This window comes from Cupriavidus necator (assembly GCF_040578825.1).
Lineage (GTDB): Bacteria > Pseudomonadota > Gammaproteobacteria > Burkholderiales > Burkholderiaceae > Cupriavidus > Cupriavidus necator_E.
Map to the genome: position 1 here is coordinate 1 of NZ_JBEFLI010000079.1, position 24,200 is coordinate 24,200.

The window sequence follows — 24,200 nt, forward strand, 5'->3', positions numbered from 1 at the left end:
CCCTCCTTGTACCCCAGCCCCGAGTCCTTGATCCCCCCGAACGGCGTCAGCTCGATGCGGTAGCCCGGCACCTCCCACAGGTTCACCGTACCGACGTGCAGCGAATTGGCGATCCTCGTGAACGCCTCGATATCGTTGGTGCACACCCCCGACGACAGCCCGAACGCCGTGCCGTTGGCAATGCGGATGGCATCGTCCACGTCGCGGAAGGTGATGACCGGCGACACCGGCCCGAAGGTCTCCTCGCGCACCACTGTCATCGACGGATCGACACGATCGAGCACGGTGGGGGAATAGCTCGCACCCTTGCGCTGGTTGCCCACCAGCAGCCGCGCGCCCTGCGCCACCGCCTCGTTGACGCGGGCCTCGAACAGCGCCGCGGCTTCGGCGTCGATCACGGTGCCCATGTCGACGCCGCGGTCCATCGGGTCGCCGTATTTCCATGCGCGGGTCTTCTCCACCACCAGCTCGGTGAAGCGCCCCGCCACCGCCTCGTGCACCAGCATGCGCTTGACCGCGGTGCAGCGCTGGCCGGAGTTCTTGTACGAGCCCTGCACCGCCAGGTCTGACGCGCGGTCGAGGTCGGCATCGGCCAGCACGATCAGCGGATCGTTGCCGCCCAGCTCCAGCACCACGCGCTTGTAGCCGGCCTTGCTGGCGATGTACTTGCCGATCCCCACGCCGCCGGTGAAGGTCACGAGATCCACGGAGGGGTGCGTGATCAGCTCGTCCGCGATCTCGCGCGGGTCGCCGGTGACCACCTGCAACATCTGCGGCGGCAGGCCGGCTTCGTACAGCAGGTCGGCCAGGTAGTACGCCGACAGCGGCACCTTCTCCGATGGCTTGAGCACCATGCGGTTGTTGGTGGCGATCGACGGCGCGACCTTGTGCGCGACCTGGTTCATCGGATGGTTGAACGGCGTGATGGCGCAGATCACGCCCAGCAGCGGCTCGCGTTGCGTCATCACGCGGCGCTTCTTGCCGTGCGGCGTCAGGTCGCAGGAGAACATCTGGCCGTCGTCGCGCAGCGCCTCGGTGGCGGCGAAGCCGAGCACGTCGGCAACGCGGCCGATCTCATACAGCGAGTCCTTCTTCGACAGCCCCGACTCCAGCGTGATCAGGTCCGACGCCTCCTCGGTGCGCTCACGCAGCAGCGCCGCGGCGCGGTTCAGGATGGCGGCGCGCTCGTAGCGCGTCAGCGTGGCGCGGTAAGCCTGCGCGGCCTCGAAGGCGCGGCGCACGTCGTCCAGCGTGGCCTTGGGCACGGTGCCGACCAGCGTGCCGTCATACGGGTTGCGCACTTCGATCACGCGCTCGCGCACGATCTTCTGGCCGTCGATGCGCAGCGCCTCGGCGCGAACATGCGGGCTGACGGCGCCAGCGGGGAATTGCGGGGCGTTCATGGGTCTCCTCCGGTCGATGCGGGTCGGTACGTAGCGATGCGGCTCAATGCAGATGGTTGAGCGCCACGTCGAAGATGTCGAAGTTGCGCAGCACGGGCTTGCCCGGGATGCCGGCGGTGGCGCGGTTGAACACCAGCGGCACGGTCTGCTCGGACACGCCGCCGTGCGAGCGCAGCGGCGCGTCCAGCCCGGACAGGTCGTGGCGGCTGCGGCTGGTGCCGAGCACCACGTGCTTGTCGCTGGTCACCACCAGGTCGCCGACGCGGTCGGGCGGCAGCTCGAAGCGCGCGCAGGCCGCGGCGTTGTCGAGCACGCTTTCGACGCCTTGCAGGTCGGACAGCTTCGCCTGGATCGCGGCGCGGTCGACATCGTCGGGCAGGTAGATCGTGGCGTACGAGCCCAGCGCGCCATGGTGGACCACGTACGGATCGGTGATCGGCAGGATCACGCGCGCGCCGCCCGCCTCCACGCCACGGCCCAGCCACGCGTCGAGGTGGTCCTGCAGGTAGATCACGTTGGGCGCCTTGGTCGCCTCGTCGTGCTTGGCGTTCATGCCGTGGTCTGCCGTCAGCGCGACCACGCAGCCCAGTTCATCGAGCCGTGCCAGGTACTGGTCCATCATCGCGTAGAACGCATTGGCGCCGTCCGAGCCGGGCGCGAACTTGTGCTGGATGTAGTCGGTGGTGGACAGGTACATCAGGTCGGGACGGCGCGTTTGCATCAGCCGCACGCCGGCAGCGAAAACGAACTCGGACAGCTCGGCGCTGTAGACATCCGGCACCGGCATGCCGACCAGTTCCAGCACGCCGTCGATACCGTTTTCCGCCACCGTGGCCTGGTCGGCTTTCTCTGACGAGAAGCAGATGCCGCGCAGGCCGTGGCCGAGCAGGCGGCGCAGCTTGTCCTTGGCGGTCACCACCGCGACGCTGGCGCCGGCCTCGGCAAAGGCGGCCAGGATGGTGCCGGCGCGCAGGTACTTGGGGTCGTTCATCATCACTTCCTCGCCGCGCCCGCCGTTGGCGCTGCGGTCGAAGAAGTAGTTGCCACAGATGCCGTGCACCGCCGGCGGCGCGCCGCAGACGATCGACAGGTTGTTGGGATTGGTGAAGGTGGGCACCACGCAGGCGCCACGGAAGGCCGAGCCGGCTTCCAGCAATCGCTTCAGGTAAGGCGCGCGGCCGCTGGCGGCGGCGGCCTCCAGGTAGTCGAACTCGCAGCCGTCGACGCAGACCACCACCACGGGCTGCTGCATCCAGCGGTAGGTGCGCTGATTGACGGTGATGGTATGGGTAATGGTGCGGTCGTTGGTGTCGGGCATGGTGGCGTCCTGTGCTTAGACGTGATCGGGGTCAGTGCATTCGGGTCGGGTGCAGGCGGCGGCGCCTTTGCCGGCGCCGGCGGGGTCGACGGCGGCATGCATGCGAGCCCGTCCGCGCTCGACGTGCTCGCGCATCAGCCGCGCGGCCAGTTCGCCGTCGCGCGCCGCAATGGCCGAGACGATGGCGCGGTGCTCGCGGGTGGAATCGGGCATGGCGGCGTTGCTGCCGGACAGTGCCTCGCGCCGGAACAGCGTCAGCTCCTTGACCAGGCGCCGGTAGGTATCGAGCAGCTTGCGGTTGCCGGCCAGCTCCACCATGCGGTCGTGGAAGGCCAGGTTCAGCCGCGTGTATTCGTCCACGTCGCGCGCGGCGCTGGCCGCGCCCAGCGCCTCGACCAGCGCACGCAGCTCGCGCAGTTCCGCGGGCGTGATGCGCGCCGCGAGCTGGCGGCCGACGAACTCGTCCAGCACGGCGCGCAGTTCATAGATCTCGTCGGCTTCCTGCACCGAGATCGCGCGCACGAACACGCCGCGGTTCTTCTCGGTACGCAGCAGCCCCGCCTGCTCCAGCGCGCGGAATGCCTCGCGCACCGGTCCGCGCGACACATTGAGCTGCCCCGCCACTTCGATCTCATTGAGCTTGGCGCCGGGCGGCAGGTCGCCCGACATGATCCGCAGTTCCAGTTCGCGCTGGACCAGGGTGGTCAGCGACTGGCTCTGCAGGATGGTGATCTCGCTCGCCAGCGGTGCTTGGCGTGACATGAAAACTCCCGTTTGTGGCGGAACCCGCGATCTCGAAATTCCTGGTTGCGATTAAAGCAAGTGGTTTGTATATTGTCAACAATGAAGGAATCAGCGGCGCACCTGGCGTGACGCAAAGGCCGTACAAACTCCGGCATATGTCTTGCAAGTGTTGTAGAACAATGGTTTATCGGTGATCCGAGGTTGTGCGGCACGCCTCATGGCGTGGCAACAACTTCACCAAAATGACACATATCTCCAACTACAATGCCAGAAAAGGAGTCCGCCCATGAAACTGTCCTGCACCTTCACCCTGCGCACCGGCGCCGCCTTGCTGGCACTGGCCGCCAGCAGCACCGCGCTGGCCCAGAAGACCACCCTCGTCGTCTACACGGCGTGGGAAACCGAGACCCTCAAGCCGTACGCCGAGGGCTTCGCCAAGGTCGCCCCCGATATCGAACTGAAGTACGTGCGCGATTCCACCGGCGTCATCACCGCCAAGGCGCTGGCCGAGAAAGGCAACCCGCAGGCCGACGTGATCGCCGGGCTGGCGGCGTCGAGCCTGGAATTGCTCAAGCAGGAAGGCATGCTGGCGCCCTACACCCCCAGGGGCTTCGAGAAGCTGACGCGCGACTACAGCGACAAGGCCACGCCGCCGTCGTGGGTCGGCCTGGATGTGTGGGGCGCCACCATCTGCTTCAACACCATCGAAGCGAAGAAGCGCAACCTGCCCCGTCCCGAGACCTGGAAGGACCTGGCCAAGCCCATCTACAAGGGCACCATCGTGATGCCCAATCCGGCCTCGTCGGGCACCGGCTTCCTCGACGTGACCGCCTGGCTGCAGCTCTATGGCGAGCAGGAGGGCTGGAAGTACATGGATGCGCTGCACGAGAACATCGCGCAATACACGCATTCCGGCTCCAAGCCGTGCAAGCAGGCCGGCTCGGGCGAGTTCCCGATCGGCATCTCGTTCGAGCTGCGCGCGCACAAGACGCTGGCCTCGGGCGCGCCGATCGAGATGATCTTTCCCAAGGAAGGCCTGGGCTATGACATCGAGGCCGCCGGCATCGTCAAGGGCACGAAGAAGATGGACGCCGCGCAGCGCTATATGGACTGGCTGGCCAGCAAGGAGGCCAACCTGCTGTTTGCGAAGGACTGGGCCATCGTTGCCTATCCGGGCGTGGCCAGGAAGGTCGAGACCATTCCGGCCAACTACGAACAGATGCTGGTCAAGAACGACTTCAGCTATATCGCGAAGAACCGCGAGCGTGTGCTGGCCGAATGGCAGAAGCGGTATGCGAGCAAGTCCGAGAAGCAGCCGTGAGCGCCTGAGCGCCTCCTTGCCGACGACCTCCACTACCAGAACAACAGGGGCCCCCACGCCATGCAGACCTCCCCTTACACGGCCGAGACCTACCTCAGCCTGAAAGGCATCCACAAGCGCTTCGGCAGCAGCGGCGGCGGCGGCTTCGTGGCGCTGCACAATATCGACCTCGACGTGCGCCAGGGCGAGCTGCTGTGCTTCCTGGGCCCGTCCGGCTGCGGCAAGACCACGCTGCTGCGCATCATCGCCGGCCTGGAGTCGCAGAGCGCCGGCACCGTCCGCCAGGGTGGGCGCGATATCTCCACGCTGCCGCCGATGGAGCGCGACTACGGCATCGTGTTCCAGTCGTACGCGCTGTTTCCCAACCTGACCGTGGCGGACAACGTCGCCTACGGCCTGGTCAACCGCCGCATGCCGCGCGAGCAGCGGCGGGCGCGCGTCGATGAATTGCTGACGCTGGTGGGGCTGCCCGACCGGGGCGGCCAGTACCCGGCGCAGCTCTCCGGCGGCCAGCAGCAGCGCGTGGCGATCGCGCGTGCGCTGGCCACCTCGCCTGGCCTGCTGTTGCTGGACGAGCCGCTGTCCGCGCTCGACGCGCGCGTACGGGTGCGGCTGCGCGGCGAGATCCGCGCGCTGCAGCAGCGGCTGAACATCACCACCATCCTGGTCACGCACGACCAGGAAGAAGCCTTGTCGATGGCCGACCGCATCGTGGTGATGAACCAGGGCGCGATCGAGCAGGTGGGCACGCCGGCGCAGATCTACCAGCGCCCGGCCACGCCGTTCGCCGCGGACTTCGTCGGCAAGACCAATATGCTGGGCGCGCGCGTCTGCGGCGACGGCGAGCTGCATCTTGGCGGCGTGCGCATGCGCTGCGCCGCGCCGCCGGGGTGCCGCGCGGACGAAGACGTGCAGGTGTTCTTCCGCCCCGAAGACGTCTGCGTGCGCGGCATCGAGCAGCATGGCCCCAACGTGCTGGAAGCCACCGTCGACAAGATCGAGTTCCTCGGCGCGTTCTCGCGGCTGACGCTGCGGCTGCCTGACGGGGTCTCGGGCACCTCCGCGCCGCAGCGGTGCAGCAGGCTCTATGCCGACCTCTCCCTCAATGACCTGCACGAGCTGCGCCCGAACACCGGCGACCTGCTGCGCCTGGCCATTCCCGCCGACCGCATCCGCATCTTCCGCCACGCATGCGCCTGAGCCTCTCCACGGCGCCGGCCAATGTGCCGGCCACCGATACCGCCCCGGCCGCCAGCGTGGCCGCCGGCCTTGCCACCCCCGGCGCGCAGCCCACGCCGCCAGCGCTGGTCGCCAGCTCGGTGCGCGCACACTGGACCGACCGGCTCGCCCACCTGCTGCTGGCGCTGGCCGCGCTGGCGCTGCTGTGCTTCGTGCTGGCGCCGATCGTGATGATCCTGGCCAAGAGTGTGCAGAACCGCGACGGCAGCCTGGCCGGCATCGCGCACTTCCGCGCGTATTTCGAATCGCCGGCACTGCTGCGCTCGGTGTGGAACAGCCTGTGGGTGTCGGCGCTGGCGACCTGCATCACGGTGCCGCTCGCCTTTACCTTCGCCTATGCGCTCACGCGCAGCCGCATCGCCTGCAAGGGGTTGCTGCGCAACCTCGCGCTGATCCCGCTGCTGGCCCCGTCTCTGCTGGCGGCGATCTCCTTTATCTTCTGGTTCGGCAACCAGGGCCTGCTCAAGCCGTGGATGGGCGGCGCACAGATCTACGGACCGCTGGGCATCGTGGCGTCACTGGCGTTCGCCACCTTCCCGCACGCGCTGATGATCCTGGTCACGGCGCTGTCGCTGACCGACGCGCGCCTGTATGAGGCCGCCGATGCGCTGGGCACCTCCACCGTGCGCAAGTTCGTGACCATCACCGTGCCCGGCGCGCGCTACGGCCTGGTCAGCGCGGCGATGGTGGTGTTCACCTATGCCATCTCGGACTTCGGCATCCCCAAGGTGATCGGCGGCAACTTCCATATGCTGGCCACCGATATCTACAAGCTGGTGATCGGCATGCAGGACTTCTCGCAGGGCGCGGTAGTGTCGCTGATGCTGCTGGTGCCGGTGGCGGTCACCTATTGCGTCGATGCGCGCGTGCAGCGCCGGCAGATGGCATTGATGTCGGCACGTTCGGTGCCCTATGTGCCGCGCCGCAACCGGCGCTTCGACCTGGCCATGGCGGTGTTTGTCTGGCTGATGGCGGCGCTGATGGTGGCGGTGATGGGCATGGCGATCTATGCGTCCTTCGTCAAGCTGTGGCCGTATAACTTCTCGCTGTCGCTGAACCACTACCGCGTCGGGCTCATCGAGGGCGGCGTGGTGGACTCCTACCTGAACAGCCTGCGCATGGCGGCGCTGTGCGCGGTGATCGGGCCGGTGTTTATCTTTGCCACCGCCTACCTGCTGGAGAAGACCCGCGGGCTGGACTGGCTGCGCGGGTTCGTGCGGCTGATGGCGGTATTGCCGATGGGCGTGCCGGGGCTGGTGCTGGGGCTGGGCTATATCTTCTTCTTTGTGCCGCAGGGCAATCCGCTGCACGGGCTGTACCAGACGCTGGGCATCCTGGTGCTGGTGACCATCGTCCACTACTACGCGTCGTGCCACCTGACCGCGGTGACCGCGCTCAAGCAGCTCGACAGCGAGTTCGAGGCCGTGTCCGCCTCGCTCAAGGTGCCGTTCTACAAGACCTTCCTCAAGGTCACCGTGCCGGCCTGCCTGCCCGCGATCCTGGAGATCTCGCGCTACCTGTTCATCAATGCGATGACGACGGTCTCGGCGGTGGTGTTCCTGTACGGCGCCGACACCAAGCTCGCTTCGGTGGAGATCGTCAACCTGGACGAATCCGGTGACATCGGTCCGGCGGCGGCGATGGCGACGCTGGTGGTGCTGACCTCGGCCGGCGCCTGCCTGCTCTATTACCTGCTGCAACGCGTGCTCGACTGCAAGACCCAGGCATGGCGGCAAGGCCAGGCCAGCGACTGATCCCCCTACTACGCTTTCTCCTTCCCAATCAGGAGCTCACCATGATTCGCGGCAACGACCCAATCCTTCTGACCCCCGGCCCCCTGACCACCTCGCTCGCGACCAAGCAGGCCATGCTGCGAGACTGGGGCTCGTGGGACGCCGCGTTCAACGCGGTTACGCGCAGCCTGTGCGATGACCTGGTGCGCATCATCCATGGGGAAGGCACCCATGTGTGCGTGCCGATGCAGGGCAGCGGCACCTTCTCGGTCGAAGCGGCCATCGCCAACGTGGTGCCGCGCGACGGCACGGTGCTGGTGCCGCAGAACGGCGCGTACTGCCAGCGCATCCTCAAGATCTGCAAGGTACTGGGCCGCGCCAGCGTAGAACTGCCGATTCCGGAGGACCAGCCGGCCACGCCCGCGCTGATAGAGGAAGCCATCCGCCGCGACCCGTCGATCACGCATGTGGCACAGGTCCATTGCGAGACCGGCGCCGGCGTGCTGAACCCGCTGCCGGAGATTGCCGCGGTGTGCCAGCGGCTGGGCAAGGGGCTGATCGTCGATGCGATGAGCTCGTTCGGCGCGATCGAGATCGATGCGCGCACGACGCCGTTCGATGCACTGGTCGCCGCCACCGGCAAGTGCATCGAGGGCGTGCCGGGCATGGGTTTCGTGCTGGTAAAGAAGGACGTGCTCGAAGCCAGCCAGGGCAACAGCCATTCGCTGGCGCTGGACCTGTACGACCAGTACGTCTATATGCAGCAGACCACGCAGTGGCGCTTTACGCCGCCCACGCATGTGGTGGCCGCGTTCCGCGCGGCGCTCGACCAGTTCCTGGAGGAAGGCGGCCAGCCGGTGCGCGGGGCGCGCTACCGCGGGAACTGTGCGGCACTGGTGCAGGGGATGGCCGAACTCGGCTTCCGCACGTTCCTGCCGGCGGCGGTGCAGGCGCCGATTATCGTCACCTTCCATGCGCCGGCGGATGCGCGCTATGACTTCAGGACCTTCTATGCCAAGGTGCGCGAGCGTGGCTACATCCTGTATCCGGGCAAGCTGACGCAGGTGGAGACGTTCCGGGTGGGGTGCATCGGGGCGATCGATGATAACGAGATGCGCAATGTGGTGACGGCGGTCGGGGAGGTGCTGAAGGAGATGGGGATCGAGATGCAGGCGCCGCTGGCGCAGGCGGCGTAGTCATCCTTCTCCTGACTACGCAGCAGGCTCCCCTCTCCCGCGAAGTGGGAGAGGGGAGCCTGCACGTGGGTTCGCGAATGCGCTGGTACTACACCCGCCGACTCCCTCATGCCCCTCCCCCCCGACTTCCACGGCCTTGCCTTCGCCGCCGTGATGCTGTCCGCCCTGATGCATGCCTCGTGGAACGCCATCGTCAAGATCGGCGGCGACCGCCTGTCGTCGATGGCGCTGATCGACACCTTCTGCCTGCTGGTGGCGCTCCCCTTCCTGTTCGTGGTGCCGTTGCCCGCGCCGCAGGTATGGCCCTTCCTGCTGGCGACCGTGGCGCTGGAGGTGGGCTACAAGCTGTCGCTGGTGGCCGCCTACAACCGCGGCGACTTCAGCCAGGCCTATCCGCTGATGCGCGGCTCGGCGCCGATGATGGTGGCGATCCTGTTGCTGCTGAGCGGCAGCGAGCAGCTCGGGCCCGGCGGCTATGCCGGCATCGCGCTGATTTGCTGCGGGCTGGTCAGCCTGGTGCGCTGGCGCCGGCAGTCGCCCGACCTGCTCGGCTTTGCGCTGCTGGCGGGCGCCTGCCTTGCCGCCGGCACCGTGATCGACGGCACCGCGGTCAAGCGTTATGGCGAGGTCTTTACCTACATCGTCTGGCTGCAGGCGTTGTCCCACGTCTTCATGCCCGGCTACGCGTTCAGCCGGCGCGGCCCCGCGCTGCTGACCCTGCTGCGCACCGAATGGAAACGCGCCTGGATTGGCGGCATCAACCGCGTGGGCTCGTACGCGCTGATGCTGTGGGCGATGACGCTGGCGCCGGTGACCAAGCTGGCGGCGCTGCGCGAGTCCAGCGTGATCTTCGCCGCGCTGCTGGGCCACTGCCTGCTGCGCGAGCCGTTCGACCGGCGTCGCGTCATTGCCACCACGCTGGTGCTGGCGGGCATCGTGACGCTGCAACTGGCGCGTTGAATTCGCCTCGCTGTTGTTGCGTTTTGTGTTGTTTATTGGCGTTTTGTTGCATATCATGGCAAGCACATCCACCGCTTTCGCCAAGGTTCCTCCGCCATGTCCCCTGCCATCCCAACCCACACCCGCGTCGTCGTCATCGGCGGCGGCATCGTCGGCTGCAGCGTCGCCTATCACCTGACCAGGCTGGGCTGGAAGGACGTCGTGCTGCTGGAGCAGGGCCAGCTCTCGTGCGGCACCACCTGGCACGCAGCCGGGCTGGTCGGGCAGCTGCGCTCGCAGGAAAGCATGACGAAGCTGATCCGCTACTCCACCCGCCTCTACAGTGAACTGGAAGCGGAAACGGGACTGGGCACCGGCTGGAAGCAATGCGGCTCGCTGTCGGTGGCGCGCACCGCCGAGCGCATGACACAGCTGCGCCGCACCGCGGCGGTGGCGCGCGCCTATGGCGTCGAGTGCGAGGTCATCTCGCGCGCGCAGGCCGGCGAGCGATGGCCCGTCATGCGTACCGACGACCTGCACGGCGCGGTCTGGCTGCCCGGCGACGGCAAGGCCAACCCGACCGACCTGACCCAGGCGCTGGCGCGCGGCGCCCGCAGCCGCGGCGCCGTCATCGCGCAGGATACGAAGATCACCGCGATCCATACGAAGGACGGCAGCGCCACCGGCGTAAGCTGGCGCAACAAGGCCGGCGACGAAGGCCGCCTCGGCGCCGGGATCGTCGTCAACTGCGCCGGGCAATGGGCGCGGCAGGTGGGCCAGATGTGCGGCGTCACCGTGCCGCTGCATTCGGCCGAACACTATTACATCGTCACCGAACGCATCGCCGGCGTGCATCCCGACCTGCCGGTGATGCGCGATCCCGACGGCTTTATCTACTTCAAGGAGGAAGTGGGCGGGCTGGTGATGGGCGGCTTCGAGCCCGATGCCAAGCCCTGGGGCATGCAGGGCATTCCCGAGCCGTTCGAGTTCCAGCTACTGCCCGACGACTGGGACCAGTTCCAGGTGCTGATGGAAAACGCGCTGCTGCGCGTGCCGGCACTGGAGACGGCGCAGGTCAGGCAGTTCTACAACGGGCCGGAGTCCTTCACACCCGACAACAACTTCATCCTTGGCGAAGCGCCGGAGCTGCGCAACTTCTACGTGGGCGCGGGCTTCAACTCGATGGGCATCGCGTCGGCCGGCGGCGCGGGCATGGCGCTGGCCGAGTGGATCGTCGCGGGGGAGCCCACCATGGACCTGTGGCCGGTCGACATCCGCCGCTTCGCCGGCTTCAATGGCAACCAGAACTGGCTGCACGACCGCGTCAAGGAAACGCTGGGCCTGCACTACGCGATGCCGTGGCCCAACCGCGAGCTGGAAACCGCGCGGCCGTTCCGCCGCTCGCCGCTGTATGCGCAGCTGCGCGACGCCGGTGCCAGCTTCGGCAGCAAGATGGGCTGGGAGCGGCCCAACGTCTTTGCTCCGGCGGGGGAGTCGCCAGCGATCGGATACTCGTTCGGCCAGCCGAACTGGCTGCCGTGGAGCGGCGCCGAGCACCGCGCCTGCCGTGAAGGCGTGGCGCTGTTCGATATGAGCTCGTTCTCCAAGTCCCTGGTGAAGGGCGCGGACGCCGAGGCGGTGCTGCAGTACGTGATGAGCAACGACGTCGCGGTGCCGCCGGGCCAGGCCGTCTACACCGCGATGCTCAACGAGCGCGGCACCTATGAATCCGACCTGACCGTGACCCGGCTCGCGCATGACCAGTACCTGGTGGTCACGGGGTCGGCGCAGACCACGCGCGATTTCAGCTATATCGAGCGGCTGATCCCGGCCGAAAAGCGCTGCGTGATCGTCGACGTGACCGGCCAGTACGCGGTGCTGGCGGTGATGGGGCCGCGCTCGCGCGAGCTGCTGCAAAAGATTTCGCGCGCGGATTTCTCCACCGAGGCCTTCCCGTTCGGCAGCTCGCGCGAGATCGATCTCGGCTACGCCACGGTGCGCGCCACGCGGCTGACGTATGTGGGCGAGCTCGGCTGGGAGCTGTACGTGCCGGTGGAGTTTGCGGTCGGCGTCTACGAAACGCTGCAAGGCGCCGGGCGCGATCTGGGCCTGGTGAACGGCGGCTATTACGCGATCGAATCGCTGCGGCTGGAAAAAGGCTACCGCGCCTGGGGCCGCGAGTTGTCGCCGTCGGTCAACCCGTTCGAAGCCGGGCTGTCGTTCGCCTGCAAGCTCGGCAGCGGCATCCCCTTCCGGGGGCGCGAGGCCTTGTTGAAGCTGCGCGAGGCGCCGGTGACGCGCCGCATGGTGGTAGTGACTGTCGACGGCGCGCGCGACGCCATGCTGTGGGGCGGCGAGGCCGTGCTGCGCACCGCGCCCGACGGCGGCGTGCGCGCGGTGGGCTCGCTCAGTTCCGCCGCGTTCGGCCATACGCTGGGCTGCCCGGTCGGCATGGCGCTGCTGGCGCGCGAGGACGGGCCGGCCGATGCCGCGTGGCTCGACGCCGGCCGCTATCACGTCGACCTCGCCGGCGACCTGCTGCCCGCGCGCGTGCACCTGCGCGCGCCGTATGACCCGGCGTCGGCCCGGCCCAGGGGCTGACGCCCGCCCCCACCCCGAAGCGTGACGTGGCGCTGTTCCATTCTGGAACACCCGCTGTCACGCGCTGGCACAGCCGTACCTGCGTGTGACACTTGCGCTGCGTGCCGCGTGCAAAAGAGCCCGGCTTTTTCCCGCAGTTATGGGGTATTTTCCGCTCCGGCACACCTTTTGCGATATGCCTGCTGTGCGCACGGCCCGATGCCGTGACGACACGACAGACATCATTGAACGGAGCGAGACATGAACATGGCCGAAATCGCCCAGCTGGGCGTCAGCAATCCCTACAAGCAGCAGTACGAGAACTATATCGGCGGCGCCTGGGTACCGCCCGCTGGCGGCGAGTACTTCGAATCGGTCACGCCGATCACCGGCAAGCCGTTCACGCGCGTGCCGCGCTCCAACCAGCAGGATGTCGATGCCGCGCTGGACGCCGCGCACGCCGCCAAGGCCGCCTGGGGCCGCACCTCCACCACCGAGCGCGCCAATATCCTGAACCGCATCGCCGACCGCATCGAGGCCAACCTGACCCTGCTGGCCGTGGCCGAGACCATCGACAACGGCAAGCCCGTGCGCGAAACCACCGCGGCCGACCTGCCGCTGGCGGTCGACCACTTCCGCTACTTCGCCGGCTGCATCCGCTCGCAGGAAGGCGGCATCTCCGAGATCGACGGCGACACCGTGGCCTACCACTTCCATGAGCCGCTGGGCGTGGTCGGCCAGATCATCCCGTGGAACTTCCCGCTGCTGATGGCCACGTGGAAGCTGGCGCCGGCGCTGGCCGCCGGCAACTGCGTGGTGCTCAAGCCGGCCGAGCAGACCCCGGCGTCGATCCTGGTGCTGATGGAGGTGATCGGCGACCTGCTGCCGCCGGGCGTGGTCAACGTGATCAACGGCTTCGGCCTCGAAGCGGGCAAGCCGCTGGCGTCGAGCCCGCGCATCAGCAAGGTGGCCTTCACCGGCGAAACCACCACCGGGCGCCTGATCATGCAGTACGCGTCGCAGAACCTGATCCCGGTGACGCTGGAGCTGGGCGGCAAGTCGCCCAACATCTTCTTCGAGGACGTGCTGGCCGCCGACGACGCCTACTTCGACAAGGCGCTGGAAGGCTTTGCGATGTTCGCGCTGAACCAGGGCGAGGTCTGCACCTGCCCGTCGCGCGCGCTGATCCAGGAATCGATCTACGAGCGCTTCATGGAGCGCGCCCTCAAGCGCGTGGCGGCGATCCGCCAGGGCCATCCGCTCGACAAGGGCACCATGATCGGCGCGCAGGCCTCGGCGGAACAGCTCGAGAAGATCCTGTCCTACATCGACCTGGGCAAGAAGGAAGGCGCGCAGTGCCTGGCTGGCGGCGAGCGCAATGCGCTGGACGGCGACCTGGCCGGCGGCTACTACGTGAAGCCGACGGTCTTTGCCGGCCACAACAAGATGCGCATCTTCCAGGAAGAGATCTTCGGGCCGGTGGTGTCGGTGACCACGTTCAAGGACGAGGAAGAAGCGCTGGCGATCGCCAACGACACGCTCTATGGCCTGGGCGCCGGCGTGTGGACCCGCGACGGCGCGCGTGCCTTCCGCATGGGCCGCGGCATCCAGGCCGGGCGCGTGTGGACCAACTGCTACCACGCCTATCCCGCGCATGCGGCCTTCGGCGGCTACAAGCAATCGGGCATCGGCCGCGAGAACCATCGCATGATGCTCGACCACTACCAGCAGACCAAGAACCTGCTGGTGAGCTACAGCCCCAACGCACTGGGCTTCTTCTGACTAGGCGCGGTGCCGTGCGCGTTGCCGGGCAGGCCTGGCAATGCGCACGGCCGCCGCGCGGCAAGGAACCGCCATGCCTGAAATGGCAGTCAAGCGCGTGGTCGCCACGCCCGCCGCGCTGGCGCTGATCGAGGAGCTGACGGCGCGGCACGGCCCGCTGATGTTCCACCAGTCCGGAGGTTGCTGCGATGGCAGCGCGCCGATGTGCTATCCGGACGGCGAGCTGCTGGTGGGCGACGCCGATGTGCGCCTGGGCGAGATCGGCGGCGCGCCGTTCTACATGACGCGCGCGCAGTTCGAGTACTGGCAGCACACGCGGCTGGTGATCGATGTGGTGCCCGGGGCGGGCGGGATGTTCTCGCTGGAAGGCAGGACGGGGAAGCGGTTTTTGACGCGGTCGGAGTTGTTTAGTGATGAGGAGGCGGGGTGGCTGGCGCGGGAAGATCTGTGAAATCTCTCGGGCTTTTCCGCACACCAACTGGGTACTGGGAGCAAACCGGCAGCTTTGGCATGCACCACGCCGCGTGAAAGCACTGACTGGGTACTCCCTCTCCCGCAAGCGGGAGAGGGGAGCAAACCGGCGGGCGCTGAAATGCCTCAGTGCTTGCGAAACACCTCAGTGCCCAGATCCCGGCCCGCCGTCCAACCCCTCCCTCAACCGCCGATAGATCGTATTCCGCGACACCCCCAGCTCCCGCGCAGCCAGGCTGACATTGCCACCATGCCTCTCCAGCGCCTGCCGGATGACACCGGCCTCCCACTCCCGCATACGGCCGGCAGCCTTCGCGGCCGGTAATGCCGTCGCCGGCGTCACCGCCGGCATTTCCTCAAGGCATTCCGCTTCGCCCTCACACTCCTGCTCAAACCCTTCAGGCAGGTGCTCGAGCCCGATCTCCGCTTCGCCTTCCGCCAGGATCGCCGCCGTGCGCAGCACGTTGGCCAACTGCCGGATATTCCCCGGCCACGGATGCCGCCGCAGCAGCGCCAGCACCTCTGCGTCGACCTGCAACGGGGATGGCGTGCCGCCCTCGTCCCGCTGCCGCTGCAGGATGCGCTCCACCAGCACCGGCAGATCGCTGCGCTCGCACAGCGCCGGCAGCGTCACGGCCAGCGCATTGATGCGGTAATACAGGTCCTCGCGGAAAGTGCCCGCGGCGATCATGGCGCGCAGGTCGCGGTGGGTGGCGCAGACCACGCGCACATCGACCGGCACCGCGCGGGCGCTGCCCAGCGGCGTGACCGCGCGCTCCTGCAGCACGCGCATCAGCCGCACCTGCTGCGCCAGCGGCATGTCGCCGATTTCGTCCAGGAACAGCGTGCCGCCGTGCGCCTGCGCCAGCTTGCCTTCGCTGCCGCGCCGGCGCGCGCCGGTGAAGGCGCCTTCTTCGTAGCCGAACAGTTCGGCCTCGATCAGCGATTCGGGGATGGCCGCGCAGTTGACCGCGACAAAGGGCCCCTTGCCGCGCGGCGAGGCCGCATGGATGGCGCGCGCCAGCCATTCCTTGCCAGTGCCGGTGCGACCCTGGACCAGGATCGGGATGTCGCGCCCGCTGACCTTGCGCACGCGGCGCAGCACCGCGGCCACGGTGGCGTCGCCGGTATCGAGCGCGGCCAGCGCCGGCGGCAGCGGGTCATCGGCGACCGGCTGGCGCACGGCCACCGGTGAGGCGCGGAGTTCGACGCGGGCGAACACCTGCACGCGGCTCGGCAGCGTCAGCACCTGCAGCGATCCGGCCGAGGTGGCGCGCGCCTGCATCGCCATGCGCACCGGCTGGCCGAACAGCTCGGCGAAGGAGGACAGCGCCAGCGCCTGTGGCGCCAGCCCGAGCTGGAACATGCCGCTGCGGTTGGCGGCAAGGAAGGTGCCGTCGGGCGCAAACGCCGCCATGCCTTCGAACAGCGTGCCGACGAATTCCGGCCGCGCATGAAAGCGCACCAGCACCGCCTGCGGGAAGTGGTTGGCGAACAGATGGTTCTCGATCATCTGCGCCGACATGCGCACCAGCGCCATGGTGTGGCGATGAAAGCCGCGATGGTCGCCGCTGACATCGAGCGCGCCCAGGATCTCGCCCATGGGGCCGGCAATCGGCGCGCACGAGCAGGTGAGCTGGTGATTGGCGTGCAGGAAGTGTTCGCTGGCGTGGATGATGGTGGGACGCGCTTCGGCCAGCGCGGTGCCGATGGCGTTGGTGCCCTTGCTGGGCTCGGACCACGACACCCCCGGCGCCAGCGCCACGCGCCGTGCCTGCGCGACAAAGTCGCCGTCGCCCAGGCTGTGCAGGATCACGCCGCTGCTGTCGGTCAGCAGCACCATGCTGTCGGTATTGGCGATCTGCGCATGCAGGGTCTCCATCACCGGCAGCGCGTGGCGGTACAGATCGCGGCTGGCATCGACCAGTTCGTCCAGCGCGTGCGCGTTCAGGGCGTCATAGCCCGGCGCATGGCAGGTGTCGAGGCCGAAGCCGGCCGAGCGCGCATGGGCGCGGGCGATCAGGCCGGCGTGGTCATCGTCGTTGGGATCGGCGGCATGGCGCGCCGGGTCGGCGAGCGCGACAGAGCCGGCGGCGGAATGGGCGGCACGATGCATGGCGGCGGGTCTCCTGTGATGGCAGGCGGCGCACGCCTGCCACAGGCGTTGCGCCGCTGCCCTGCCGTCCCGTGGCGCGGACCGTTGCAGGCGGGTGCTGCGGGTGCTGCGGTGACGCCGGGCGGCTGTTGTCCGGCAACCTTATCACAGCGGACAGACCCTGTATCGCCGCCGGGAGCTGCCCGGGAAGCGCCGTCAGCGTTTCTCGTCGAGCAGGTCGTTCAGCAGCTCGTCGAACGCCCCCTGCGCGTCTTCCAGCGCCTGCAGCGCCGCATCGAAGGTCTGCAGCGCAAGCTTGGACGGTTTGCCGCTGCCCTGCGGCGGATAGTGGGCCTGCAGCGCGGTGAAGGCCACCTGTACCTGGCGCGTGGCCGCGACCACGCGCTCCATAGCCTGCGCCTCCTCGGCGCGGTTCTGCTCGTGCTTCAGCTCGCTCATTGTCGTTTGGCTCCGTATGCGCGTCGTGGGTGTGGGGAGAGTTGTAAGTGTGGATGGCGCGCGTGAATGAGGCATATCGTACAAGAACTGCGGCGGCTGGCTTGCGCTGCGGCGTCGCGCCTGACAAAAATGAGGTAGGCTGCGCGGCTAGGCGGCAAGGCCTGCGCTCCCGCGCCTCGCCCGGCCGCGACACCCTTTGACCGAGCCATGCGATTCCCCACCCGCCATGCGCTGGCGGCCGCGCTGATGACCGCCAGCGGCTTCGCCTGCTACTGGACGTACCTGGCGCTCAACCAGGAACGGCTGCTGTTCGACGCGCGCCGGCGTCCGCCGCGCGACCTGCCCGACGGCATCATCGGCTATTCGCACCTGATCCCCGGCGGGGTGGTGCGCGGCTACATCTACCAGGCGCCCGGCGAGACCGCGCGCGACCTGCTGTTCTACCTGCCCGGCCGCGGCGAGGATGTGCTGGAAACGCTGCAGTTCGCGCGTTGGCTGCCCGCCGGCATGGGCTTTGCCACCTACGATTACCGCGGCCTGGGCCATTCCGACGGCCGCCCGTCCGAGGCCGCCGCGGTCGCCGATGCCAGCCAGTTCCTGCTGCATGTGCGGCGTGTCTTTCCCGACACACGCATCCATGTGGTGGGCCGCAGCCTGGGCACCGGCGTCGCGATCCAGCTCGCCGACCTGCAGGAATTCGAGAGCCTGCAGCTCATCACGCCCTACGACTCCCTGCTGGAACTGGTGGGCAAGCGCTTCCCGCTGGTGCCGCTGCGGCAGTTGATGCGCCATCATTTCGATTCGATCTCGCACTGCAAGAAGGTGGTGCAGAGCACCAAGGTGCTGCTGGCCGAAGCCGACGAGGTGGTGCCGCATGTGTGCTCCGAGCGGCTGATGGCGGCCTGGCCCGGCCCGGTGGCGCTGCAGACCATGCCCGGCACGGATCACTTCACCATCATCGAGCGCGAGCAAACCTGGCTGGCGCTGTGCGAGTTCGCGCGGCAGCACAGCGAGGCCAGGCTGCGGGCGGCGGCGGCGGAGCTCCCGACGGAGCCAGCGGAGCCGGCCGCGGCGCAACCGGAGGCGTCGGCTGCACCGGCGGCATCGGCACCAGACAGCGCGCCGGCACCGGCCGGCGACGACGACCGCGGCACCCCTCTGCCGCTCGCCGCGTCCCCATGACCTGTGACCCCGTGACCCGCCCCCGACATGATTCCGACAGCCGCGATGCTGGAACCGCCAGCGGGTAGAATGCGCGCATGAAAAAAATCGCAGTCAAGGCAGGCGCCGCCGTACTGGCGCTGGCTGCTGCCGGCGTCCTGCTTGCCGGCTTTGCCGCGGTGGTGAGCCTGCGGCAGCTTCCTCCCGTTGACGCCCTGCGCGACTACCGGCCCGACGTGCCGCTGCGGATCTTCACCAGCGACAACGTGCAGATCGGCGAATTCGGCAGCGAGCACCGCGAATTCATCCCCTTCGGGCAGATGCCCACGCTGATGGTCAAGGCGCTGCTGGCGGCCGAGGACGACCAGTTCTACCAGCATGAGGGTGTCGACTTCCCCGGCGTGGTCCGTGCGGCGCTGGCCAACCTGGGCCAGGGCTATGCGCAAGGTGCGTCCACCATCACCATGCAGGTGGCGCGCAACTTCTACCTGTCGCGCGAGAAAACGCTGGCGCGCAAGTGGTATGAAATGCTGCTGGCCTGGCGCATCGACCAGTCGCTGCCCAAGGACCGCATCCTCGAGCTGTACATGAACCAGGTCTACCTGGGCGAGCATGCCTACGGCTTCGGCAGCGCCGCGCATGCGTATTTCGGCAAGCCGCTGTCGGCGCTGTCGCTGGCCGAGACCGCGATGCTGGCGGGACTGCCCAAGGCGCCGTCGACCATGAACCCCGTGGTCAACTTCCAGCGCGCCAAGCGGCGCCAGGAATATGTGCTGGGCCGGATGCTGGCGCTGGGCATGATCAGCCAGGACGACTACCGCGAGGCCCGCGGCGCACGGCTGGCGATCTCCACCGACAGCCCGGGCAGTTTCGCCGGCCATGCCGAGTACGTGGCCGAGCTGGCGCGCCAGCTCGCGCGCGAGCGCTTCGGCGACGAGGCCTATACGCGCGGCCTGAACGTCTACACCACAGTGTCCTCGGTGCGGCAGACGCTGGCCTACGACGCGGTGCACGGCGGGCTGGAGGGCTACGCCCGGCGCCACCGCAAGACCGTCAAGGCGCTGTCGCAGGGACCGCAGGCGGCGCTGGTGTCGCTGGACTGCGCCACCGGCGCGATCGAGGCCATGGTCGGCGGCGCCGACTTCGGCGCCAGCCGCTTCAACCACGCCACCCAGGCCCTGCGCCAGCCGGGCTCGACCTTCAAGCCCTTTGTCTATGCGGCGGCGCTGGAGCACGGCGTGTCGCCCGGCACGGTGATCAACGACGCGCCGCTGGCCAACACCTCGCGCTGGCAGCCGTCCAATGACGATGGCCGCTTCGTCGGCCCCATCACCGTGCGCCAGGCGCTGGCCGAATCGCGCAACCTGCCGGCGATCCGCACGCTGCAGGCGATCGGCATCCCGTATGCGGTCGAGTTCGCCAGCCGCTTCGGCTTCTCGCCCAAGCGGCTGCCGCGCTACCTGCCGCTGGCGCTGGGCACCGGCACCACCTCCCCGCTGCGTCTGGCGGCGGCCTACGGCGTGTTTGCCAACGGCGGCCACCGGGTCGAGCCCTACCTGATCGCGCACATCACCGACAGCGAAGGCAACGTGCTGTTCACCGCCGGCCGCGGCACCGGAGCAGACGGCGCCGCGCCGCCGCGCGTGATCAGCGAGCGCAATGCCTTCGTGATGGACAGCCTGCTGCGCAGCGTGGTCGACGACGGCACCGGGGCGGGCGTGCGCCGCTACCTGCGCCGCCCCGACGTGGCCGGCAAGACCGGCACCACCAACGACGCGGTCGACGGCTGGTTCGCCGGCTATGCCGGCGGCGTGGTCACGGTGGCGTGGATGGGGTACGACGACAACCGCAGCCTGGGCGAGCACGAGTTCGGCGCCACCACGGCGCTGCCGGTCTGGGCCGCCTACATGGAAGGCCGCCTTGCCGGCGTGCCGGTACCCGACACGGAGGCGCCGGCCGGCGTGGTGCGCGCGGGCAATGACTGGATGTACGCGGAATATGCCGATGGCGGCCGCGGCATCGCTTCACTCGGCTTCCCGCCGCCACCGCCCGCGGCGGCCCCCCTCGCCAGCAACGCCGGCGCGGCCGAGCCCGCTCCGGCCGCGGTCACCAGCGAAGCGATCGGCCTGCCCGCGCCCGGCGGCGCCCCGCAGCCAGCGCCTGCCGCCGCCGACGCCCACCTGTAGCCTCGTGTAGACTCCTGCAGCCTTTCCCTTCCGATTTTTCCACCCGTTCCAATGTCCCTCCACAGCCCGCTGCTGATCTGGTCGGTCGCCGCGCTGACCACCGCTGGCGTCCTGTTCCGCCCCTTTCGCCTGCCCGAAGCCTTCTGGGCCGCCGCCGGCGCGCTGCTGCTGTGCGCGACCGGCCTGATGGCGCTGCCCGACGCGCTGGCCGCGGTGACGCGCGGCTACGACGTGTACCTGTTTCTCGCCGGCATGATGCTGATCTCCGAACTGGCCCGCAAGACCGGCTTGTTCGACCATGTCGCCGCGCTGGCGGTGCGCCAGGCGCGGGGCTCGGCATTGCGGCTGTTCCTGCTGGTGTATGGCTTCGGCACGCTGGTGACCGTTTTCATGTCCAACGACGCCACCGCGGTGGTGCTGACCCCCGCGGTACTGGCCGCCACGCGCGCCGCGCGCGTGCGGCGTCCGCTGCCCTACCTGTACGCGTGCGCCTTTATCGCCAATGCCGCCAGCTTCGTGCTGCCGATCTCCAACCCGGCCAACCTGGTGATCTTCGGCGAGCGCATGCCGCCGCTGGCGGGCTGGCTGGCGAGCTTCGCGCTGCCGTCGCTGGCCGCGATCCTGGCCACGCTGGCCGCGCTGTGGTGGACCCAGCGCGAGGCGCTGGCGGAGCCGATCGAACACGACGTGCCGGTGCCGCCGCTGTCGCCGCAGGCGTGGCTGGCCGCGGTGGGCATCGTGCTGACCGGCATCGCGCTGCTGGTGGCATCGCTGCGCGGCAGCGAGCTGGGCTGGCCCACCTTTGTCGCGGGCGTGGCCACGCTGCTGCTGGTCTGCGCCACGCGACGCGAGCTGCTGGTGCCCGCGCTGCGCGAGGTGTCGTGGAGCGTGCTGCCGATGGTGGCGGGCCTGTTCGTGCTGGTGGCGGCGCTGGAGCAGACCGCGGTGATCGGCTACCTGGCCGATGCGGTCGCAGCCGCGTCGCGGCACGGCGGTGCCGCCGCGCTGCTGGGGGTGGGCGCGGTAGTGACGCTGGCGGGCAATCTCGCCAACAACCTGCCGGCTGGGCTGATCGCCGCGTCGGCGCTGGCGGCCGGGCAGGCCTCGCATGCCGTGACCGGCGCGGTGCTGGTCGGCATCGACCTGGGGCCCAACCTGTCGGTGACCGGCTCGCTGGCGACGCTGCTGTGGCTCACCGCGCTGCGGCGCGAGGGCCATCGGGTCAGCGCCGGCCAGTTCCTGCGCATCGGAGCCGTGGTCACGCCGGCGGCGATGCTGCCGGCGCTGGCGTTGTTGCTGTGGTGAGCGCCGGGCTCAGGCGACGCCAGGGGTAGCGGCCGCTTCCGCAACCGGCGTGCGCACCGCCGGCAGCAGCGGCCGGCGCAGGCCGCTCACGTGGCGCACCGCGCTGGCGTGGTGCTCGGCCACGCCCGTTTCCACTTGCGCCGCCGGCAGCGGCACCGTCACGACATGTAGCAACATCAGGCTGCTGCACGGAAAGGCAATCGGCATGGTCACGATGATCCCGACAAGAGTAAGGCCGCCCGCTGCCGCGGCCAGATTGCCGGCGGCCTGCAACGGGCCCGCCTGGCGTTGTGCAGACATTATGTGCGCTTGTCGGCGTCGTGCGTGGCGCCCTTGGGCGATGTCATGAACTATTCACGCAAGCGCCCCCGGTTGTGGCGTAATCGGCCCCCCGCTACCCGCCGTGCCGCATCCAGGGCGGGTTGTGAGGCCCCGGCATCTGCCATATAGTGGACCCGGCACGCCCGCGGCGGCGGCGCCCGCCACGCGCTTGTGCAGGCGCCTGGCGCTTCTCCAAGCAATCCGCAACACACCGACCCAGCACCGACTCATGACCAGCAAGGACGCGGCCCACCGCGCGAAGGAATACAACCCGGCCGAAGGCCAGGACCACGGCAAGGTCCATGGCGCAGGTCACGGCGCAGGTCACGGCACACACAGCGTGTCGGACCGCATCCGCGCCCGGCTGCAGGCCGCGCAGGAACGCTTCCACGCCAACGACAATATCGCGCCCTACCTCGAGCCGGGCGAGATGGAGCAACTGCAGGCCGAGGTGCAGGCGCGCATGGAAGACGTGCTGCGCGCGCTGGTGATCGATGTCGACAACGACCACAACACGCAGGAAACCGCGCGCCGCGTCGCCAAGATGTACCTGAAGGAAATCTTCGCCGGCCGCTATGCCAAGGCGCCGGCGGTGACGGAATTCCCCAACGTCGGCCAGCTCAACGAGCTGATGATCGTCGGGCCGCTGCGGGTGCGCAGCGCCTGCTCGCACCACCTGTGCCCGATCATCGGCAAGCTGTGGGTGGGCGTGATGCCGAACCAGCACTCGAACCTGATCGGCCTGTCCAAGTACGCGCGGCTGGCCGAATGGATCATGTGCCGGCCGCAGATCCAGGAAGAGGCGGTGGCGCAGGTGGCCGACCTGCTGCAGGAGAAAATGAATCCCGACGGCCTCGCCATCGTGATGGAGGCCGAGCATTTCTGCATGCACTGGCGCGGCGTGCGCGACACCGACGCCAAGATGACCAACAGCGTGATGCGCGGCTCGTTCCTGAAGGACGACAGCCTGCGCCGCGAATTCCTCACGCTGCTGAACAATAACCGCGGCTAAGGCGGGCGCACCGACCCCAACGCCCCTTTCAGCCGCTCACGGAGCCGCCACGACCATGCTAGTCCGCCTGCTCTATGCCAGCCGTGCCCGCCAGCCCATCGACGCCGCCCTGCTTGACGCGGTACTGGCCACCAGCCTGGAACGCAATCCGCGCCACGGCATCACCGGCGTGCTGTGCCATGGCAACGGCATGTTCCTGCAGGCGCTGGAAGGCGAGCGGCAGGAAGTGTCCCAACTGTTCCAGTCGATCGCGCGCGATCCGCGCCACCACGACGTCACGCTGCTGCATTTCGAGGAAACCTGCACCCGCGACTTCGCCGGCTGGGCCATGGGCCAGGTCAACGCCGCGCGCATCAATACCGCCACGCTGCTGAAGTTCTCGGCGCGCGCGGAACTCGACCCTTACCGCACCTCCGGCGGGGCCTCGCTGGCGCTGCTCAAGGAGCTGATTGCCGGCGCGTCGGTGGTCTCGCGCACCGGCGAGCGCGGGCGCCACTGAGCCGCTGCGGCAATCCCCCTGGCGTCCTGTGAGGCGCTAGGCGGTCACCTGGCCGAACAGGCCGCACTCCAGGTCGCTTTCGAACTGCTCGACCCAGGGCGCATCGGGCCCGGTCTCGTAGGCACTCTGGTTGTCGGTGCCCACCCGGCGCACGCTGACACGGCGCGCACCGTTGCCGTTGCTGTCATCGGTGATTTCGAACATCTCCGGCGCCAGTCCGACATGCATGCACGCCTGCGCGACCTGCTGCTGCTCTTCGGCGGGAAATTGTGAAAACGGTCTCGTAGCCATGGCATTCTCCGTCAAGGTTGAGATCGCCGCTTGCGCGCAGCGCGAACGCGCGTGGCACACCAGGCGCCACGCATGAAAACAAGCGTGCGCGGACATCGAAGCCGCGACACGTCGACGTCCCGCCGCGCCATCGCGGCGGGACGCA

At 68.6% G+C, this 24,200-nt stretch carries 20 protein-coding genes; 13 read left to right on the forward strand and 7 right to left on the reverse strand.

Going from position 1 to position 24,200, the window contains the following annotated elements; genetic code table 11:
• The 3 genes from phnY to AB1I47_RS28330 form a co-directional block, all read right to left on the reverse strand.
• Positions 1-1,403, reverse strand: a 1,403-nt coding sequence (gene phnY, locus AB1I47_RS28320; RefSeq protein WP_354687010.1) for a phosphonoacetaldehyde dehydrogenase, incomplete at its 3' end; no start/stop codon positions are given.
• A gap of 43 nt (positions 1,404-1,446) precedes the next feature.
• Positions 1,447-2,721: a phosphonoacetate hydrolase gene (gene phnA / locus AB1I47_RS28325; RefSeq protein ID WP_354687011.1), complete on the reverse strand. Its 1,275-nt coding sequence runs from the start codon at positions 2,719-2,721 to the stop codon at positions 1,447-1,449.
• Between the two features lie 15 nt (positions 2,722-2,736).
• Entirely contained in the window at positions 2,737-3,483 is a 747-nt protein-coding gene (locus tag AB1I47_RS28330; protein WP_354687012.1) for a phosphonate utilization associated transcriptional regulator, read from the reverse strand.
• A 268-nt stretch (positions 3,484-3,751) separates the two neighbouring features.
• Here AB1I47_RS28330 and AB1I47_RS28335 point away from each other — a divergent pair, with 268 nt between their 5' ends.
• The 8 genes from AB1I47_RS28335 to AB1I47_RS28370 all read left to right on the forward strand — a co-directional run bounded on the left by AB1I47_RS28335 (position 3,752) and on the right by AB1I47_RS28370 (position 14,706).
• Entirely contained in the window at positions 3,752-4,786 is a 1,035-nt protein-coding gene (locus AB1I47_RS28335) for a putative 2-aminoethylphosphonate ABC transporter substrate-binding protein (RefSeq protein ID WP_354687013.1), read from the forward strand.
• 60 nt (positions 4,787-4,846) lie between these two features.
• Positions 4,847-5,986, forward strand: coding sequence for a putative 2-aminoethylphosphonate ABC transporter ATP-binding protein (locus tag AB1I47_RS28340; RefSeq protein ID WP_354687014.1), 1,140 nt, complete (start codon positions 4,847-4,849; stop codon positions 5,984-5,986).
• Positions 5,977-7,779, forward strand: a complete 1,803-nt coding sequence (locus AB1I47_RS28345) for a putative 2-aminoethylphosphonate ABC transporter permease subunit (RefSeq protein WP_354687015.1) — start codon at positions 5,977-5,979, stop codon at positions 7,777-7,779. Before AB1I47_RS28340 ends, AB1I47_RS28345 begins: the two co-directional genes overlap by 10 nt.
• A gap of 41 nt (positions 7,780-7,820) precedes the next feature.
• On the forward strand, positions 7,821-8,954 hold the full coding sequence (locus AB1I47_RS28350; protein ID WP_354687016.1) for a 2-aminoethylphosphonate--pyruvate transaminase: 1,134 nt from the start codon (positions 7,821-7,823) through the stop codon (positions 8,952-8,954).
• 108 nt (positions 8,955-9,062) lie between these two features.
• On the forward strand, positions 9,063-9,914 hold the full coding sequence (locus tag AB1I47_RS28355; protein ID WP_354687017.1) for an EamA family transporter: 852 nt from the start codon (positions 9,063-9,065) through the stop codon (positions 9,912-9,914).
• Positions 9,915-10,010: 96 nt separating this feature from the next.
• Positions 10,011-12,494 (forward strand): GcvT family protein, encoded by a 2,484-nt coding sequence (locus tag AB1I47_RS28360; protein WP_354687018.1) that lies wholly within the window; start codon positions 10,011-10,013, stop codon positions 12,492-12,494.
• Between the two features lie 240 nt (positions 12,495-12,734).
• Entirely contained in the window at positions 12,735-14,255 is a 1,521-nt protein-coding gene (gene adh, locus AB1I47_RS28365) for an aldehyde dehydrogenase (protein WP_354687019.1), read from the forward strand.
• 73 nt (positions 14,256-14,328) lie between these two features.
• Positions 14,329-14,706 carry a DUF779 domain-containing protein gene (locus AB1I47_RS28370; RefSeq protein ID WP_354687020.1) on the forward strand — a complete coding sequence of 126 codons (378 nt, stop codon included), beginning with the start codon at positions 14,329-14,331 and terminating at the stop codon, positions 14,704-14,706.
• A gap of 165 nt (positions 14,707-14,871) precedes the next feature.
• On the opposite strand, the gene AB1I47_RS28375 is transcribed toward AB1I47_RS28370, so the two are convergent.
• Both AB1I47_RS28375 and AB1I47_RS28380 read right to left on the reverse strand, forming a co-directional pair.
• The gene (locus AB1I47_RS28375) at positions 14,872-16,842 is read right to left on the reverse strand and encodes a sigma-54-dependent Fis family transcriptional regulator (RefSeq protein WP_354687021.1); all 1,971 of its coding nucleotides are present in this window, start codon (positions 16,840-16,842) and stop codon (positions 14,872-14,874) included.
• Positions 16,843-17,037: 195 nt separating this feature from the next.
• Entirely contained in the window at positions 17,038-17,280 is a 243-nt protein-coding gene (locus AB1I47_RS28380; RefSeq protein ID WP_354687022.1) for a hypothetical protein, read from the reverse strand.
• 207 nt (positions 17,281-17,487) lie between these two features.
• Between AB1I47_RS28380 and AB1I47_RS28385 the strand changes: the two genes are divergently transcribed.
• The 3 genes from AB1I47_RS28385 to AB1I47_RS28395 all read left to right on the forward strand — a co-directional run bounded on the left by AB1I47_RS28385 (position 17,488) and on the right by AB1I47_RS28395 (position 21,932).
• Positions 17,488-18,462 (forward strand): alpha/beta hydrolase, encoded by a 975-nt coding sequence (locus tag AB1I47_RS28385; protein WP_354687023.1) that lies wholly within the window; start codon positions 17,488-17,490, stop codon positions 18,460-18,462.
• 77 nt (positions 18,463-18,539) lie between these two features.
• Positions 18,540-20,627 carry a penicillin-binding protein 1A gene (locus tag AB1I47_RS28390; protein ID WP_354687024.1) on the forward strand — a complete coding sequence of 696 codons (2,088 nt, stop codon included), beginning with the start codon at positions 18,540-18,542 and terminating at the stop codon, positions 20,625-20,627.
• A gap of 51 nt (positions 20,628-20,678) precedes the next feature.
• Complete coding sequence (locus tag AB1I47_RS28395; RefSeq protein ID WP_354687025.1) at positions 20,679-21,932, forward strand: arsenic transporter; 1,254 nt, start codon at positions 20,679-20,681, stop codon at positions 21,930-21,932.
• A gap of 9 nt (positions 21,933-21,941) precedes the next feature.
• On the opposite strand, the gene AB1I47_RS28400 is transcribed toward AB1I47_RS28395, so the two are convergent.
• Positions 21,942-22,232: a hypothetical protein gene (locus tag AB1I47_RS28400; protein ID WP_354687026.1), complete on the reverse strand. Its 291-nt coding sequence runs from the start codon at positions 22,230-22,232 to the stop codon at positions 21,942-21,944.
• Positions 22,233-22,482: 250 nt separating this feature from the next.
• On the opposite strand from AB1I47_RS28400, the gene folE reads away from it, so the two are divergent.
• Positions 22,483-23,265: a GTP cyclohydrolase I gene (gene folE / locus AB1I47_RS28405; RefSeq protein WP_354687027.1), complete on the forward strand. Its 783-nt coding sequence runs from the start codon at positions 22,483-22,485 to the stop codon at positions 23,263-23,265.
• Positions 23,266-23,320: 55 nt separating this feature from the next.
• Entirely contained in the window at positions 23,321-23,764 is a 444-nt protein-coding gene (locus AB1I47_RS28410) for a BLUF domain-containing protein (protein WP_354687028.1), read from the forward strand.
• A 36-nt stretch (positions 23,765-23,800) separates the two neighbouring features.
• On the opposite strand, the gene AB1I47_RS28415 is transcribed toward AB1I47_RS28410, so the two are convergent.
• Positions 23,801-24,055: a hypothetical protein gene (locus AB1I47_RS28415; protein WP_354687029.1), complete on the reverse strand. Its 255-nt coding sequence runs from the start codon at positions 24,053-24,055 to the stop codon at positions 23,801-23,803.
• Positions 24,056-24,200: the final 145 nt, after the last annotated feature.

Excerpts from the sequence above, each read along its gene's own strand:
- adh (WP_354687019.1), top strand. The coding sequence starts at position 12,735 with ATGAACATGGCCGAAATCGCCCAGCTGGGCGTCAGCAATCCCTACAAG.
- AB1I47_RS28370 (WP_354687020.1), top strand. The coding sequence starts at position 14,329 with ATGCCTGAAATGGCAGTCAAGCGCGTGGTCGCCACGCCCGCCGCGCTG.
- AB1I47_RS28330 (WP_354687012.1), bottom strand. The coding sequence starts at position 3,483 with ATGTCACGCCAAGCACCGCTGGCGAGCGAGATCACCATCCTGCAGAGC.
- AB1I47_RS28415 (WP_354687029.1), bottom strand. The coding sequence starts at position 24,055 with ATGGCTACGAGACCGTTTTCACAATTTCCCGCCGAAGAGCAGCAGCAG.
- AB1I47_RS28340 (WP_354687014.1), top strand. The coding sequence starts at position 4,847 with ATGCAGACCTCCCCTTACACGGCCGAGACCTACCTCAGCCTGAAAGGC.
- AB1I47_RS28345 (WP_354687015.1), top strand. The coding sequence starts at position 5,977 with ATGCGCCTGAGCCTCTCCACGGCGCCGGCCAATGTGCCGGCCACCGAT.
- folE (WP_354687027.1), top strand. The coding sequence starts at position 22,483 with ATGACCAGCAAGGACGCGGCCCACCGCGCGAAGGAATACAACCCGGCC.
- AB1I47_RS28385 (WP_354687023.1), top strand. The coding sequence starts at position 17,488 with ATGCGATTCCCCACCCGCCATGCGCTGGCGGCCGCGCTGATGACCGCC.
- AB1I47_RS28400 (WP_354687026.1), bottom strand. The coding sequence starts at position 22,232 with ATGTCTGCACAACGCCAGGCGGGCCCGTTGCAGGCCGCCGGCAATCTG.
- AB1I47_RS28390 (WP_354687024.1), top strand. The coding sequence starts at position 18,540 with ATGAAAAAAATCGCAGTCAAGGCAGGCGCCGCCGTACTGGCGCTGGCT.
- phnA (WP_354687011.1), bottom strand. The coding sequence starts at position 2,721 with ATGCCCGACACCAACGACCGCACCATTACCCATACCATCACCGTCAAT.
- AB1I47_RS28410 (WP_354687028.1), top strand. The coding sequence starts at position 23,321 with ATGCTAGTCCGCCTGCTCTATGCCAGCCGTGCCCGCCAGCCCATCGAC.
- AB1I47_RS28375 (WP_354687021.1), bottom strand. The coding sequence starts at position 16,842 with ATGCATCGTGCCGCCCATTCCGCCGCCGGCTCTGTCGCGCTCGCCGAC.
- AB1I47_RS28335 (WP_354687013.1), top strand. The coding sequence starts at position 3,752 with ATGAAACTGTCCTGCACCTTCACCCTGCGCACCGGCGCCGCCTTGCTG.
- AB1I47_RS28355 (WP_354687017.1), top strand. The coding sequence starts at position 9,063 with ATGCCCCTCCCCCCCGACTTCCACGGCCTTGCCTTCGCCGCCGTGATG.
- AB1I47_RS28350 (WP_354687016.1), top strand. The coding sequence starts at position 7,821 with ATGATTCGCGGCAACGACCCAATCCTTCTGACCCCCGGCCCCCTGACC.
- AB1I47_RS28395 (WP_354687025.1), top strand. The coding sequence starts at position 20,679 with ATGTCCCTCCACAGCCCGCTGCTGATCTGGTCGGTCGCCGCGCTGACC.
- AB1I47_RS28380 (WP_354687022.1), bottom strand. The coding sequence starts at position 17,280 with ATGAGCGAGCTGAAGCACGAGCAGAACCGCGCCGAGGAGGCGCAGGCT.
- AB1I47_RS28360 (WP_354687018.1), top strand. The coding sequence starts at position 10,011 with ATGTCCCCTGCCATCCCAACCCACACCCGCGTCGTCGTCATCGGCGGC.